We start from the raw sequence: 14,315 nt of genomic DNA, 5'->3' as shown, positions 1-14,315 counted from the left end.
TCGATGTTATGCGAGCGTGACGAAGAGGTCACACAGGCACCGTCCCCGTAACCTGCCAGAAAACGGGGCCTCAGTCGGTTTTCATCGGTCCGTCGCTGGACAGTCCCGACCGAGACTGCTGCTCGACGGCGATCTCGGCCGTCGCCGCGTCGGGATCGAGTGGCATGTATCTCTCGATCGATCCCCAGTCTCGGGAGTAGTCGTCGGCGAGGTACGACGGCAGTGTCTGCGCACCGAGAAGCAGTTCGGTCCAGCCGAGCGGGCCGCCGCCGATCGAGTCCTGCCAGGCATTGGTCGATTCGGCACCGGTACGGTCGGGCAGGATGCGGTACTTCGGTACCTCGGCGACGCCGTCACGGTGATCGAACGGGCGCTGGCAGGGAAACGCGAGTCCGACGGCCCAGTCCAGCAACACCGGATCGGTCGATCCGACCAGCGAGTTCAACGTCTGGGTCTTCGGTACGCGCGGCGGGGTGACGGCGAGCCACTGATCTCCGGCCAGGTCGTTGTCCTCGGCGACGATGCGCACGACGTCCGCGTCGTCGGGCAGGTCGTTCATCGGGACCCGCAGGTTGCGCCACGAGGGCGACGGGCCGATGTCGAGAGGCGTGACCCGTCCGAGCGCGATCACATCACTTCCGTCGCGGCGTCCGTATTCCAGTTCGACGCGTTGGCCCGGGGTGACGACGCCGTCCTTGTCCACCGAGCGGATGCGGCCTGCGGCGGCGATGGCGATCAGGTCGCCGCGGTCGGTGTCGGAGAGCTGGTACCAACCCGAGGTCAGCGATGCAGGCTCGGTAGCACCGAAGCTACCCAGCACCGGAGTGGATGCAGGGTTCAGGCCGAACGGCAGAGCGACTGTGCTGCCGTTGATTCCGACGTTCTCGTTGGTGCCGCCCGACGTGCCCGCCGAGTTCGACGACGTTGCCGCTGCGCTCTGTTCCGAGTCCTCGGGCCGGATGGAGTTGGCGCTGCCCTGCGCGGTGTCCTCGGAGTCTGCGGTCAGATCCTGGGCGACGCCGTCGGGTGTGAATCCGGTACCACCGCCCGCTCCCAGTGCGTCCGCAGCTGGGTCGAGCGGTTGTAGGACAGAGCCGTTGACGTCGGTTTCCACCTGTACGTCACCGGCGAGTCCGCACGAGTTCCCGGCCAATGCGGAGAAGTTCGAGCGGGCGATGGAGTAGGCCGGGTACTGCACCACAGCGCCTTTGGCGAAGGAGAGCACCTCGAAGGCGACGACGCCGCCGGCGACGATGGTCAGCGCGGACGGCGCGAAGCGTCGACGCGTGGTGGGTTCTTTTCTGCGATACGGCAATCGGACGTGCTGGTAGGCGGCATAGAGCAGCGTCAGAACCGTCAGGCCGAGCAGGATCGTCGAAAAGCCTTTGCCGGCGATGGACGGCGGCTTGTCGAACCACGGAATTCCGTAGCTCGAGACGTACCACCAACCGTTGGAGCTGGTGAACGCCACCGCCGTCAGGAACAGAACAGCGGCAGTGAACAGGGTTCTGTTGCGCGGAGATCGGACGGTCGCAGCGGTGACGGCAACGGCAGCAAGTGCGGCCAACGATGCCGCGAGACCGGCGTACACACCGAAGTGGTGGGTCCACTTGGTGGGAGTGAACATCATCAAAGCCAGTGCGCCCAGGATGATTCCGAGGATTCGACGCGACGGCCCGGTGGCCGTGCCGGGGATGCGTCCGTTCTTGCGGAGCATCACCGCGATACAGACGACGATGCACAGCAGCATCGCAAACATGCCGAAGCGGCGGGCGAGCGAGCCGTCGGGCGAGATGGTCATCAACGCGTCCCAGCGCACACGTTCTTCGAACCACGGCACGTTCGGTCCGATGGCCGAGCGCACCCTGGTCGCCTCGAGCACGGTGCTCAGAGTCTGGTCGGCGAAGATAGCGATCAACACCGCCAGTCCCGACGCGATCAGCGGCGCGAGAACGGCGAGCAGCCCCACCTGGCGAGCCCGCTTGACGACGATCATCACGATCGGCCGTAGTCCGGCGAGCAGCGCGGCGACGGCGATCAGCCCGGTGGGTCCGGCGGCGAGGGAGAACGCGGCGATCAGGGTGCCGATGGCGGCGGGCAGCAGTCGTCCGGTGGCGATGGCCCGTTCTATCGAGCACCACGTGAGCAGTGCGCCGAGGGCGATGATCGGCTCGGGGCGAAGCCCGTTGTCGTACGGTAGCCAAAAGGCGAGGAACACCAGGCCTGCGGTCCACAGCGCCACGCGGTTGGTCAGCACCGCGCGCCCGAGGCGGGGGATGACCTCGCGGCTGATCACCAGCCAGCACAGCAGTGCGGCGATGGTGGCGGGCAGGCGCATCCAGATGCTGGCGGTGCTGACTTTGGCGAGGGCGGCGAGCATGTCGTAGTAGGGCATGCCGAACGGTGCTTCCGGAACGCCGAACCAGCGGAAGTAGTTGGCCATGTAGCCGGCGTTCTCGGAGACGCGAGCCATGTTGAGCAGGTAGCCGTCGTCCGAGGTGTTCGCACCGATGAAGTGCCACAGCACCAGCACACCCACCACGACGGCGTCGACACCGGTGATCGACTTCCAGCGCGAGGGTAGGAATCGTCGGTGGCGTCGTCCGTCCAGGCTGTCGAGCCGATGCAGGGCGAACAGGGAGGCGATGACGGCGAGTGCGCCCACGATCATCGCCAGCAATTTGAACGTCGTCGGAGCGGAGGAATAGCGCGAGTCGATGTCCACGCGCACGTTCAATCCGTCGACCGGTGCAGCGAGATCGGTGAACACGCCCACGACCTGGGGTCGAATGTCGCCGTCCACGGTGTTCGCGTTGCCGTCGAGGTCGACGGTCGTGCGGGTGGCGTTCGACGACACGGTCAGGGCGCAATTACCGCTCAGCTCGTCGACGGGTGCCTCGGCGAGAACGCGATCACGCAGCAGCACCTGCAGTCGGCCGTCGTCGACCCGCACGATCAGTGCCTTCTGCTCGGTCTTCGCAGCGGCGATCGGTGCGGTGGAGACCAGCGTGCCGCCGTCGGTGAGAGCAGTGGCCGCACTGCACGGAACGGTTGCCTCGAGGTCGACGGGCGAGTAGCTCACCAACGGGGCGTTCACGCTGCCGAACGAGCTCTGCGGCCACGAGAGCGTGGCGACGTCCTGCTGCACGGGCAGCAGGGGCGTCGCGATGGCCAGGACTGCACCGACGATTCCGGTGATGATCGCTATCAGTCGGGCGGTCTTGACGTTCGGAGCGGTCTCGGGCACGCCGACGATGCTATGGGACGAGCGTCCGCACATCCCACACCCACACGCCACCGGTGTAGCTCGGCTGCACGCCGAGGAGATCGGTGACGGTGGTGCGCAGGGCGACGGTGTTCTTGCTCGGCGGCAGGACGACGACGTCGGCTTCCCAGAAAGCCATGTCCTCGGCAGCCTGATTGCGCTGATCGTCGGTGATCTCGGGGACGGTGCCCGAGTCGTAGACCGAGCCGAGCAGAAGTGCCGTCGGTCGGTCGACGGCACCGTACTTGGCGACCTTCTCTTCTTGGTCGCTCGGTCCGACGAAGTATCCGGCGGCCAGCTTGAAGCCCATGTCGGCGTCCATCTGCCAGCGCAGCGGGCGGGCGTCCTCTGGCCGTGGGAGGGGAACGGTGACGACGGAACCGTCGTCGACGTAGTTCTCCCACTCGCCGTCGGCGAAGAACTCCGGGGTCGGAGACTTGTCGACGGCAACCAGCGGCGTCGGGATCAAGGGAACGAGCGCGAGGGCGAGTCCGGCTATCCAGAACGCTGGCAGCGGACGCAGCCCGTTCCGGAACGTCCGATCGGTGGCCAGCACGAGCAGCAATGCCATCGCAGGTACCGCGCCCAACGCGAAGCGGGTTTCGAGGACGGACTCGACGAGGGGATACTCGGCGAGCTTCGTCCACGGCAGCGTGATTCCGGTGTCGTTCTTGCCGATCATCAGGGTCGCACCGAGCGAGAGCACGCTCATGACGATGGCGGTCGCCGCGGCTGCACGAGCGCATGCGACGCGCCACATCCACACCGCAGCCACCAGGCACAGCACCAGCAATGGCCAACCGAAGTACGCGTTCTCCTCGGTGGCGTTGATGCGGACGTTCTGGCCCGGCGTTGCTTCGCCACCGATGGACTGCGTCGGGAACTGGAACAGGGCTTTGGCGTCGTTGCCCATCGCACCGTGTTCGAGGAACGAGTACGACTGCGGGCCGAAGAACTGCCACCACAGCGGAAGCGCGACGAGCGTCAGTGCGATGGCTGCCGATACCGACAATCGAGGAACGGCGTTACGGACGGCAGGCCACAGCGAACGTGGCCTGGACACGTAGTAGACGACGGCGAAGATGGCGAACGACATCGCGAAGATCAGCAGTGGCTCTTCGCCGAGCAGGATCTGCAGCGCGACGATCAAGCCGAGTCCGACGGTGTTCTTGGTGGTTCCGCCGCCGTGGGCGATGCGGGTGACCAGCATGGCGATGACCGGAAGCAGGAACAGCACCACGAAGTTGGGGTGGCCGTTGGCGTGAGAAATTGCGCCGGGGGCGAATCCGCACAGCGCACCGCCCAGTGCAGCGGCACCCTTGGACGCGTTGAGCTGGCGGGAGAACAGCCAGAACCACGCAAACGACGTTCCCGCCAGTCCAACGGTGAGCGCAATTGCCCAGGTCACCGTCGGTCCGAAGAGCAACGTGATCGGGGCCAGCGGGATCGAGATGCCGAACATCGCCGTGTTCGCCATCAGATTGACCCCGAGCGGGTAATTCTGCAGGTCACTCGACAGTGGGTTGTCCAGATGCGCGACGGCATGGGCGGCGACGGAGAAGAACCACTCCCACATCGTCTGATCCTGGCCGCTGTTGTAGAGGTAGCCGCCACCCAGATTGCGCCATTGACCCTGCAGGACGTAGACCGCAGCGACGAGGAACCCGACCGCCGCAACGACGTCGCCACGTCCGACGCCGGAGTGTCGAGCCGGTGCCGTTGTCGGCTTCCGCTCGAGAACTCTCTGGTCGTGGGTGGTCATCGCGTCGAGGTTACAGAAAGATCACGGTAGGCGACAATGCGAACGACCTGGGTCACACCGGGAGGTGCCGCCGAGGCTCCCCGTCGGTGACAGTGTCGAGCGAGACGCATTCCAACAAGGGCGCAACCATTGATGCGGTCATCGGCCGCAGCCCCACTCGATCAGCCGAACTCCGGTGTTCCGCCGAATGTAGGACTCCAGGTTCGTAGGGGTGGGTGAGACGGTGCCGGTGCGGGGTGGCCGTTGGCGATGACACCGAGTTCGGCGATGTGGGAATCGAACGCTTCACGGCCGGCACGCGTGAGCTTCACCCACGTCACTCTCCTTGCGTCCGAACGTGACAGCGACGCAGTCTTGTTCGTCGAGACGTAGCCGGCGTCGGAGAGCGCTTTGAGATGTTTCGACAGCGACGCGTCGCTGATCCGAAGGGTGTCGCGAATGATCGCGAAGTCGATCTCGTCGATTCGGCGTAGAAGCCCGCACACGCGCAGACGGACGGGTGCGTGTATGACGGCGTCGAATCTTGGTCCAGCACTAGGAGTTTCGGTCACGACCAAGTGCTCCGGCTTAGCCGACCGGTCAGTTGCCGGATGCCTCTGGCGTGTAGATGGCGTCGGTACTCGCCGTCGAACAGACGGCCCCCGAACAGCACGATCACGAAGCACATGGCCTGCGGCAGGAGAACCCACCACGCGGACAGCGACGCAACCACGCCGTAGGACACGCTCAACAGGCCGAGCACGCTGACCAGAAGCCCGACCAGAACGCCCCAGCCGGTCGAACCCACTGCCGCCGGCCGTACGCCGGATATCCGGGGATAGAGCAGAGTCAAAGTTATTGCTACGACGACGGGAAGGGCTGCGAGCGCCGCACTGACCTTTCCGTCCGGCAACGCCGGTGTGCCCACGTACAGGGCGGTGGATGCCGCGAAGGCCGGGTAGAGCCAGGACGGCGCAACGAGACGGTCGGCGAGGGCGACGCGATCGGCGTGGAGTGCGCCCAGGAGCTCGTGGGCATCGGCCGGTGACTGATGACTTTCCATGACGGCAACACTAACACTTTCTCCAAAGGCAAGTGTTATGTTCGGTTCTCCCGTCGCACGACACACGCACGGAGGGTCATGAAAAAGCATCCGGCCATCACCCGTTCACTCGTCCTCTCCAGCGCGCTCGCGGCAGCGATCGGCGCAGGCTCCGCGCACGCGGGTGCCCAGGAGATGTTCTTCTCACCGCAGCAACGAATCTTCACGCTCGCCGAGGTCCCTGAATGTCTCGGCGGTACCGTCGACGTGAATGTCGCGAGCGGATACGCCCCCAATGAGATTCGTGCGAATTTCATCACCCACATGTACAGCCCTGCGTGGGCTGGATCAGCCGAGTACGAGTGCTATCTGACCATCTATTCGGACTGGCTCAACCATGCCACCGGCCTCCGCGGAACCGCCGAACATCGGGTGGCGAGCTGGCGGTTCCAGGGGCCCAACGTGGCAAATCCCTACCTGGACATCGATACCGGCGCGGGCCCGGTCACGGTCACCTTCCGAACGAGCGCCGCGCACACGCCGAGCCCCACCTTCGACGTGCCGGCCCGCTGAACGAGCGATGAGACAAACCGAACCTGCCAGTCCATACGACGAAAGACGATGCCCTCGCAAACTCCGGAGCGTCCTCGTTCCGAATCGGAAGAGAAGAGAAGACGTGAAAACTGCTGTGAAGAATTTCGTTCCTGTCGCGACGTTGTGCGTATTGGCTCTGAGTGGTTGTGCCAGTACCGATTCGGATACCAGTTCAGCGTCGGAGTCGAGGCCGGTGCCCGCAGAGACCACAGCCGGTTCGGCTACGGCTGAGCCGTCGACTTCGCTCGAGGTCGAATCCCAACAGGAATCGATTGTCGCTCCGCCGACGCGCACGCCGGAGGAGGCAGCCGACCTGGTGCCGGGTGGTGGCGCGATCTTGCAGCCGTCAGGAGACGAACCAGGCAACGTTGATCCCGCGACATTCCGGACGGAGAGTGGTCAGTACAACTTCGTTTCGCCGACGGGCAACATTCACTGCGGCATCTGGGACGCCGATGGGCCCGAGGGCCGAGTGGGATGTCAGGCCGTCGACGGCAGGAACCCCTTCGAAGGACCTCAGTGCTCGAACGCCGAGAACGACAAGGTCGCTGTTCGCGTTACCGCCGCGGGTCCGGAAAACCTGTGTACGACGCAGGGCATCTACGTGAACGCGAACGCTCCGGTGCTCGAATTCGGCCAAGTCCTATCGAGCGGGGGAGTGGTGTGTGAGTCCGGTCCCGACGACATAGTCGCGTGCACCGCACCGACGGGTGGGTTCACCTTCTCCCGAGATATCAACTACACGTACTGATTTCGATGATCCACCGAATCCGGTCCATTCGAAGCCCAACGCATTCCCATCGGTGACAGGCGCGTCCGGTCGGTCAAGCAGTGCGGACCACCAGCGCGAACGGCCCGATGTCGGTCACGGTGAATCGCGGATCCTCGAACAGTGATTCGGGGAAGGTGACGGTGTAGCGACGCACGTTGGGGTCGTTCGGGTAGACGTCCTCGGCCAAGCGCAGGGTGTAGCCGTCGGCACCGCGTCGGAACAGGAAGGCGTCCGGCGCGCGCCACTGGCTGGTGTTCAACGCGTCGACCAACTGATCGGGTGTCTCGAGTTCGGTCCACTGCTCGATGGCAGCGGCTCGCTGATCGAACTGTGCCAGCGGATTGGCGTAGTGCGAGGTCAGTCCCTGGAATCCGAAGTACGGGTAGTAGCTGAGGAACGAGGTGTCCGCGGTCAGCACGACGGTTTCGTCGCGCGGACGCTGGGTCTGCTCGGTCAAGGCCTCGTCGACCTCGCGGTAGTACGAGACCGCGCTCGGGGGTCGCATGTCGGCGCGGGTGCCGTCACCGTCGGTGTCGGAATACGCGACGGTGATCTCGGTCTGCAGCACCTGGGGGATGTTCTGCGCGTAGGTCATGGCACCGATGGCCGCCACGACGACGGCGGCGATGCGGAACTTCGGTGGCTCGTTGATGGCCTGGTAGATCGCGTGACTGCCTTCGAGGAAACCGAAAACACCTGCGCTGCCGAGCAATACGATCAGCACCGCTTCGAGACGGAACGAGAGCAACGTAGTGCCCGCAGCCGTGGCGGCCATGGACAGCAGCGTCCACAGGTAGATCGAGACGACGCCGACGCCGAGTGCCTGCGCTCGGCGTGAGGACGAGAACCGCACCGCGACCCACACCGTGCCGATGAGGCACAGCGCGCCCATCAGAGAGAACTCGAACATCGGGAAGGGAAGTGTTGCACCGGCTTCGGGCAGGTAGTGCAACGCCGTGCCCGAGGTGGACGGCGCTCCGCGCAAGAAGTCGATCAGGTACGGCAGCCACACGGTTGCGGCGATGAGGCCCGAAATCGCGGCGATCGCCGCGACCTTGATCGCGATGGGAACCAGTACGTTCCAGGACTTCCGCTCGCGATACGCGAGGACCGCGGCGAACAGTGCCATGAGTACGACGGTGAACGCCGCCAAACCGAGGTACAGCGTGTAGAACGTCGCGGCCAGACCGAGGAAGAGTCCGGTGCCGACCACAGCGCCCCACCCGCCCGATGCGCTTCGGTGCAGCGCTCCCCACGCGAGAACCAGTGCCGGAGCGAACAGCATCACGATCACGGCGCTGTACGCCTCGGGGGAGGCGTGTGCGACGACGAGTGCGGTGGTGACGGCGCTGACGGCGACGGCCCAGTCGGCTCGGATCAGTGCCTTCCACAGCACGAACGACACGACGGCGGTGACGGCGAGCAGCCCGATTGCGTAGGGCTTGAATACTTCCCACCCGTCCATGCCCAACACGTTGCCGACGCGTCCACCGAGCCAGAACCAGCCTGCGGGGTAGAACGGGGGGATGTCGGTGTACGTCATGTCGCGCAACGACGCCGAATCGGTCAGGCGCGTCAGGTACTCGGTACGAAACTCCTGGTCGACGGAGATACCGAACAGGTAGAGCTTGGTTGCCGCCAGGGGCATGCCGAGGGTGACGGTGACGAAGCCGGACAGGCCGATCCATGCTGCAAGGCGAGCGATCCACGGCCACTTGTGGATTCGGTACAGGTAGATCGACGTGGCGAACAGTGCCGCAGCTACTACCTGGCCCAGGGTCGTCAGAGAGCGAGTGACGTTGGACGAGTTGAACGCCGGCCACTGAACCAGTGAGAAGGCGTACAACCCGACCGAAGCCACAACGACTGCGACGAGGATCCCGGCAACTATTTCTCCGACGACAGCAGCAGTTCTGCGCGCCGGCGCAACCCCGACAGTCATGCAGTTAGATGGGCAGCTTGCGGAAGATCGGCCGCGGTACGTGCCGCAGCACCATCATCACCAGGCGCCAGGGCGCGGGAGTCCAGATCAGGGGAGTGCCCTTGCGTGATGCGTTCACCGCGAGCTTCGCGATGACCTCCTTGTCGACGGTCATCGGGGCTTCCTTGACGTGCGCGCTGAACTTGGTGCGCACCATGCCCGGGCGAACGACGGTGACCCGAGGTCCGAACTCGCGCAACGCTTCTCCGAGTCCGAGGTAGAACCCGTCGAGGCCGGCCTTGGTGGAGCCGTAGACGAAGTTGGAGCGGCGAACCCGCTCGCCTGCCACCGAGGACATGACGATGATGCGGCCGTACGCCTGCGCCTTCATCTTCTCGCCCAGCAATACACCGACCGACACCGAAGCGGTGTAGTTGATGTTCGCGGCGAGGACGGCCTTGCGCTGGTCCTGCCAGAGTTGCTCGGCGTCGAAGTCGACGGCGAAGGCGACGATGGCGACGTCGACGTCACCCTTGGCCCAGGCTGCGTCGATGACCTTCGGGTGCGACGCGGTGTCGAGTGCATCGAAGTCGATGACGTCGACGGACTTCGCGCCCTTGGCGGTCAGTTGGGCGACGGCGCTCTCGCGCAGCGGGTCGTTCGGCAGCGCGGCAAGGACAACACGTGCCGGGGACTTCGACAGGTACTCCTCGGTGATCGCGAGACCGATCTCGCTGGTGCCACCCAGAACGAGAATCGTCTGGGGGTTACCTACGGCGTCTATCGTCACAGCAGTTCCAGCCTTCTAGCCATATCGGAGGCGAAAACGCCTGTGGGGTCTACAGATCGACGGACCTTGATCCATTCGTCGATCCGCGGGTACATCGAGTGGAACGTTTCGGCGTCGGTGCGCGAGTCCTTCGCGGTGTACAGACGGCCGCCGAATTCGAGCACGCGCTTGTCGAGCTCGCGCACCATCTCGTTCAGGCCCGCCTTGATCGGGAAGTCCATCGCCACGTTCCAGCCGGCCATCGGAAAGCTCAGCGGCGCTTTGTTTCCCGGGCCGAACAGCTTGAAGACGTTGAGTGCCGAGTACTGGCCGGAGCGCTGAATAAACCGAATGATGTCCTTGAATTCTTCGAGTGCCTCGGTGGGAACGAGGAACTGGTACTGCAGGAATCCCTTGGGGCCGTAGCCTCGGTTCCACTCACCGACCAGGTCGAGTGGGTGGTAGAACTGCGTCAGGTTCTGCACCTTGCCGGTGTAGTTCCCGCCCATGCGGTAGTAGGCCTCGCCGATCATGCTCATCGACAGCTTGTTCAAACCGCTGATCGGGAAGATATCCGGCACCGTCAACAGCTGGGGTGCGTCGAACTTCAGTGGATCCTTCTGCAGTTTCGCGGGAAGCTCGTCGAACTTCGCCAGCGAACCACGAGTGATCGTCGCGCGGCCGAGCTTGGGCGGCGCGCTCATCACGTCGAACCAGGCGCTCGAGTACGTGTAGTTGTCCTCGGTGCCGTCCTGGTGCGCAGCAACGGTCTCGTCGAGGCTCTGCGTACGAATGCCGTCGTTGATGAAGTACGCCGTTTCCGTCGGCGTCATCTCGATGGTCGCGCGCAGGATGATGCCGGTGAGGCCGTTGCCGCCGACCGTCGCCCAGAAGAGTTTGGCGTTCTTGCCCGACGGCGTCAGGTGGCGAATCTGACCGTCCGCGGTGAGCAGCTCCATCGAGCGAACGTGGTTGCCGAAGCTTCCCGCGCTGTGATGGTTCTTGCCGTGGATGTCGCAGCCGATGGCCCCGCCGATGGTCACCTGACGTGTACCAGGCAGCACCGGCACCCACAGACCGAACGGCAGCGCGGCCCGCATCAGCTGATCGAGGCTCACGCCACCGTCGAGATCGACGATGCGCGTCGACGTGTCGATGCTGTAGATCCGGTTGAGTGCCGTCATGTCGATGACGAGCCCGCCGGAGTTCTGCGCGTTGTCACCGTAGGAGCGGCCGAGGCCACGCGGAATGACGCCTCGTCGCAGGTAGGACGGCTTGGAGTCGTTCTGCTCGGCGACCTGCTTGACCGCGTTCGCGATGAGCTCGGGGTCGGAGGTGGCGAGCACCTCTCCGGTCGAGCGCGCGGTGCGGCCGAATCCGGAGATCGTGCGGGTCTGCGTGGGTAGCGGCGCAGTGTTCCCGGCCTGTGGTTCCAGGGGGAAGAGTGCGTCGTCGGCTGTCGTGGACATCGCTCAAGAGGGTACCCGCACCGCGGCAGCGGCTAGTGTCAGTCCTCGTGTCCACCCCTGATCGCTCCATCGAAGACGGCTCCGGGAACGACGACTGGTCGCCCGAGGACGAAGAGCTGCAGCATCACGTCCCGCTGCCCGTCGAGCTGCCGCTGACCGAGAACATCGCCGACGCGGCCCTCGACCTCAAGACGCAGGTGTTCCGGTTTCTGGCGACGGGTGTGCTGTCGGCCATCGTCGACCAGGGCGTCAACCTGCTCCTGCATTTCGTGTTCGGCGTCGGGGTCACCCTGGCCAAGGCGATCGGGTTCGTGCTCGGCACCACCACGGCGTACCTGATCAACCGCCGATGGACGTTCAACGCGGCGCCGTCGCGGGCGCGGTTCTTCGCTGTCGTTGCGCTGTACGGAGTCACCTTCGCCGTCCAGGTGGGCATCTATACCTGGCTCTACCAGGCTCTTCCCGACGGCTTCTGGTACGCCAACGTGGCCTTCGTCGTCGCGCAGGGCACGGCGACGGTCATCAACTTCCTCGTTCAGCGGTTCGTGATCTTCAAGATTCGCTAGCTCACCCTCGTGCGCGTTTTGCGTAGCCAGACCTACGCAAAACGCTCACGACAAGTTCGGCAGGTCTCCGCGTTCGAGGGCTTCGGCGAGGGTGGGGGCGGCTTTGTCTTTGTCGGAGAGCTCGTAGGTCAGGGGTGTGCCGTCGCGTCCGGTGGTGGGCCAGTCGATGCCCAGGGCGGGGTCGAGCGGGTTAATGTCGCGGTCCAGGGCCGGGGTGTACTCGAGTGAGCACAGGTACATGACGGTGGAATTGTCTTCCAGCGACAAGATGGCGTGGCCGAGTCCTTCGGAGAGGAAGACTGCTTTGCGGTCGACGTCGTCGATCAGCACGCTGTCCCATTGCCCGAACGTCGGTGATCCGACGCGGAGGTCGACGATGACGTCGAGGAACGCCCCGCGGGCGCAGGTGACGTATTTCGCTTGCCCGGGTGGGTTGGTGGTGAAGTGGATCCCGCGGAGCACTCCGGCGGCGGAGACCGAGCAGTTCGCCTGCAGCAGGTCCAGTGACCGCCCGGTGGTCTCCTCGAACGCCGACGCTTTGAACCATTCGAAGAACACGCCGCGGTCGTCGCCGAACTGGCGTGGGGTGTATTCGTAGGCACCGGCAATGCTCAACTCACGAAAGGTCATCGGTTCCCTCGGTCGATCAGATCCAACAGGTAGCGGCCGTAGCCGGATTTGACGAGCTTGTCGGCGCGGACGCGCAGTTCGTCGTCGGTGATGAATCCTCGTCGCCAGGCCACTTCTTCGGGGGATCCGATTTTCAGGCCTTGGCGTTGTTCGATGGTGCGCACGTAGTTGGAGGCGTCGAGGAGGGAGTCGAAGGTGCCGGTGTCGAGCCAGGCGGTGCCGCGTGGGAGGACTTCGACCTGCAGGCGGCCGGCCTCCAGATAGTGACGGTTGACGTCGGTGATCTCGTATTCGCCGCGGGCGGACGGTTTGAGGTCGCGGGCGATGGCGATGACGTCGTTGTCGTAGAAGTACAGGCCGGGGACGGCGTAGTTCGATTTCGGGGCGGCGGGCTTCTCCTCGAGGGAGATCGCTTTTCGGTTGTCGTCGAATTCGATGACGCCGTAGGCGGTGGGGTCGGAGACTTCGTAGGCGAAGACGGCTCCGCCGTCGATGGTCTCGAAACGGGACAGTTGGGTGCCCAGGCCGGGGCCGTAGAAGATGTTGTCGCCCAACACCAATGCTGCACTGTCGGTGCCGATGTGGTCGGCTCCGAGGACGAAGGCCTGGGCGAGGCCGTTCGGTTCGTGTTGGACTTTGTAGGTCAAGTCGATGCCGAACTGGGAGCCGTCACCGAGGAGGCGGGTGAACTGGTCGGCGTCCTGGGGGGTGGTGATGATGAGGATCTCGCGGATCCCGGCGAGGATCAGGGTCGAGAGCGGGTAGTAGATCATCGGTTTGTCGTAGACCGGGACCAGCTGCTTGCTGACACCCATCGTGATCGGATGAAGACGCGAGCCCGTGCCGCCCGCCAGAATGATTCCCCGCATGACCGCGAAGTCTTCCAGACCCTCCGATTACCCGCTCGGTTGTGCCGCTCCGTTTCGACGCGCGACGTGGAATCCGGCCTACACTTCGTTCTGCCCCGCAGCTGCGACGACGGGACCATCTGACGACCGAGAACCGAGGACGAGCCACGTGACGACAACGAACCAGATCGCCACCGGTATCGATCAGGTCACCGCTCTGCTTTCCGCAGTGACCGACGCCGAACGCGCATCGGCCACGCCCTGCACCGACTGGACCGTCGCCGAGCTGTCGGACCACCTCGTGAACACCGCGGCCAATTTGGTCACGATGGCTCGGGGCGGCGACATCGATTGGTCGACGTCGCCCGAGCCGTCGTCCGACCCGATTCCGCTGTGGACCGAGCGGACCCGCGAACTACTGGCCGAGATCGACGCAGGATCTCCGCTGCCACTCGGCATGGTCGCTGCGGAATTCTCGGTGCACGCGTGGGACCTCGCGACCGCACTCGGTCGCGGCACCGACGAGTTCGACCCGACCGTCGCGGAAGACGGGCTGGAGTTCATGTCCGAGAATTTGACCGACGAACGCCGCGCCGGTGCCTTCGAACCGGAGCAGCCCGCACCGGACGGGGCGAATGCCTACGAGCGCCTCGCGGCATTTGCCGGACGTACTGTCGCGCGTTCCTGAGACTTCGCTG

Annotated in this window: 13 protein-coding genes; 4 read left to right on the top strand and 9 right to left on the bottom strand. The window is 64.8% G+C overall.

The window, feature by feature from the left end:
- Positions 1-70: 70 nt before the first annotated feature.
- The 4 genes from CH275_RS28695 to CH275_RS28680 all read right to left on the bottom strand — a co-directional run bounded on the left by CH275_RS28695 (position 71) and on the right by CH275_RS28680 (position 6,069).
- A complete protein-coding gene (locus tag CH275_RS28695) occupies positions 71-3,280 on the bottom strand; it encodes an arabinosyltransferase domain-containing protein (RefSeq protein WP_094681460.1) in 3,210 nt (1,069 codons plus the stop codon).
- Positions 3,258-5,027 carry a glycosyl transferase gene (locus CH275_RS28690; RefSeq protein WP_094681459.1) on the bottom strand — a complete coding sequence of 590 codons (1,770 nt, stop codon included), beginning with the start codon at positions 5,025-5,027 and terminating at the stop codon, positions 3,258-3,260. Before CH275_RS28690 ends, CH275_RS28695 begins: the two co-directional genes overlap by 23 nt.
- 161 nt (positions 5,028-5,188) lie before the next feature.
- Positions 5,189-5,578: a transcriptional regulator gene (locus tag CH275_RS28685; RefSeq protein WP_094681458.1), complete on the bottom strand. Its 390-nt coding sequence runs from the start codon at positions 5,576-5,578 to the stop codon at positions 5,189-5,191.
- On the bottom strand, positions 5,575-6,069 hold the full coding sequence (locus CH275_RS28680) for a hypothetical protein (RefSeq protein ID WP_094681457.1): 495 nt from the start codon (positions 6,067-6,069) through the stop codon (positions 5,575-5,577). The genes CH275_RS28685 and CH275_RS28680 overlap by 4 nt, the downstream gene beginning before the upstream one ends.
- Before the next feature lie 78 nt (positions 6,070-6,147).
- Here CH275_RS28680 and CH275_RS28675 point away from each other — a divergent pair, with 78 nt between their 5' ends.
- Both CH275_RS28675 and CH275_RS28670 read left to right on the top strand, forming a co-directional pair.
- A complete protein-coding gene (locus CH275_RS28675) occupies positions 6,148-6,621 on the top strand; it encodes a hypothetical protein (protein WP_094681456.1) in 474 nt (157 codons plus the stop codon).
- 214 nt (positions 6,622-6,835) lie between these two features.
- The gene (locus CH275_RS28670) at positions 6,836-7,393 is read left to right on the top strand and encodes a hypothetical protein (protein ID WP_094681455.1); all 558 of its coding nucleotides are present in this window, start codon (positions 6,836-6,838) and stop codon (positions 7,391-7,393) included.
- A gap of 73 nt (positions 7,394-7,466) precedes the next feature.
- Here CH275_RS28670 and CH275_RS28665 read toward each other — a convergent pair whose 3' ends face one another.
- Genes CH275_RS28665 through CH275_RS28655 form a run of 3 tightly spaced genes read right to left on the bottom strand, consistent with a single transcriptional unit; the run spans position 7,467 to position 11,573 of the window.
- Entirely contained in the window at positions 7,467-9,356 is a 1,890-nt protein-coding gene (locus CH275_RS28665) for a galactan 5-O-arabinofuranosyltransferase (protein ID WP_218828834.1), read from the bottom strand.
- 4 nt (positions 9,357-9,360) lie between these two features.
- Complete coding sequence (locus tag CH275_RS28660) at positions 9,361-10,125, bottom strand: decaprenylphospho-beta-D-erythro-pentofuranosid-2-ulose 2-reductase (RefSeq protein WP_027494796.1); 765 nt, start codon at positions 10,123-10,125, stop codon at positions 9,361-9,363.
- Positions 10,122-11,573 (bottom strand): FAD-binding oxidoreductase, encoded by a 1,452-nt coding sequence (locus CH275_RS28655; RefSeq protein WP_094681454.1) that lies wholly within the window; start codon positions 11,571-11,573, stop codon positions 10,122-10,124. The genes CH275_RS28660 and CH275_RS28655 overlap by 4 nt, the downstream gene beginning before the upstream one ends.
- Before the next feature lie 47 nt (positions 11,574-11,620).
- Between CH275_RS28655 and CH275_RS28650 the strand changes: the two genes are divergently transcribed.
- Positions 11,621-12,139: a GtrA family protein gene (locus CH275_RS28650; RefSeq protein WP_373453755.1), complete on the top strand. Its 519-nt coding sequence runs from the start codon at positions 11,621-11,623 to the stop codon at positions 12,137-12,139.
- 45 nt (positions 12,140-12,184) lie between these two features.
- Here CH275_RS28650 and CH275_RS28645 read toward each other — a convergent pair whose 3' ends face one another.
- Together CH275_RS28645 and rfbA are read right to left on the bottom strand one after the other, a co-directional pair.
- Positions 12,185-12,769 carry a dTDP-4-dehydrorhamnose 3,5-epimerase family protein gene (locus CH275_RS28645; RefSeq protein WP_094681453.1) on the bottom strand — a complete coding sequence of 195 codons (585 nt, stop codon included), beginning with the start codon at positions 12,767-12,769 and terminating at the stop codon, positions 12,185-12,187.
- Complete coding sequence (rfbA, locus tag CH275_RS28640) at positions 12,766-13,638, bottom strand: glucose-1-phosphate thymidylyltransferase RfbA (RefSeq protein ID WP_094681452.1); 873 nt, start codon at positions 13,636-13,638, stop codon at positions 12,766-12,768. The genes CH275_RS28645 and rfbA overlap by 4 nt, the downstream gene beginning before the upstream one ends.
- A 148-nt stretch (positions 13,639-13,786) precedes the next feature.
- Between rfbA and CH275_RS28635 the strand changes: the two genes are divergently transcribed.
- Positions 13,787-14,305, top strand: coding sequence for a maleylpyruvate isomerase family mycothiol-dependent enzyme (locus tag CH275_RS28635; protein ID WP_179276394.1), 519 nt, complete (start codon positions 13,787-13,789; stop codon positions 14,303-14,305).
- The last annotated feature ends 10 nt before the right edge of the window (positions 14,306-14,315 follow it).

It is taken from the genome of Rhodococcus sp. 06-235-1A (genome assembly GCF_002258785.1).
Lineage (GTDB): Bacteria > Actinomycetota > Actinomycetes > Mycobacteriales > Mycobacteriaceae > Rhodococcoides.
The sequence above is the reverse complement of the archived record's forward strand: the minus strand, read 5'-3'. Positions and strand labels throughout refer to the sequence as shown.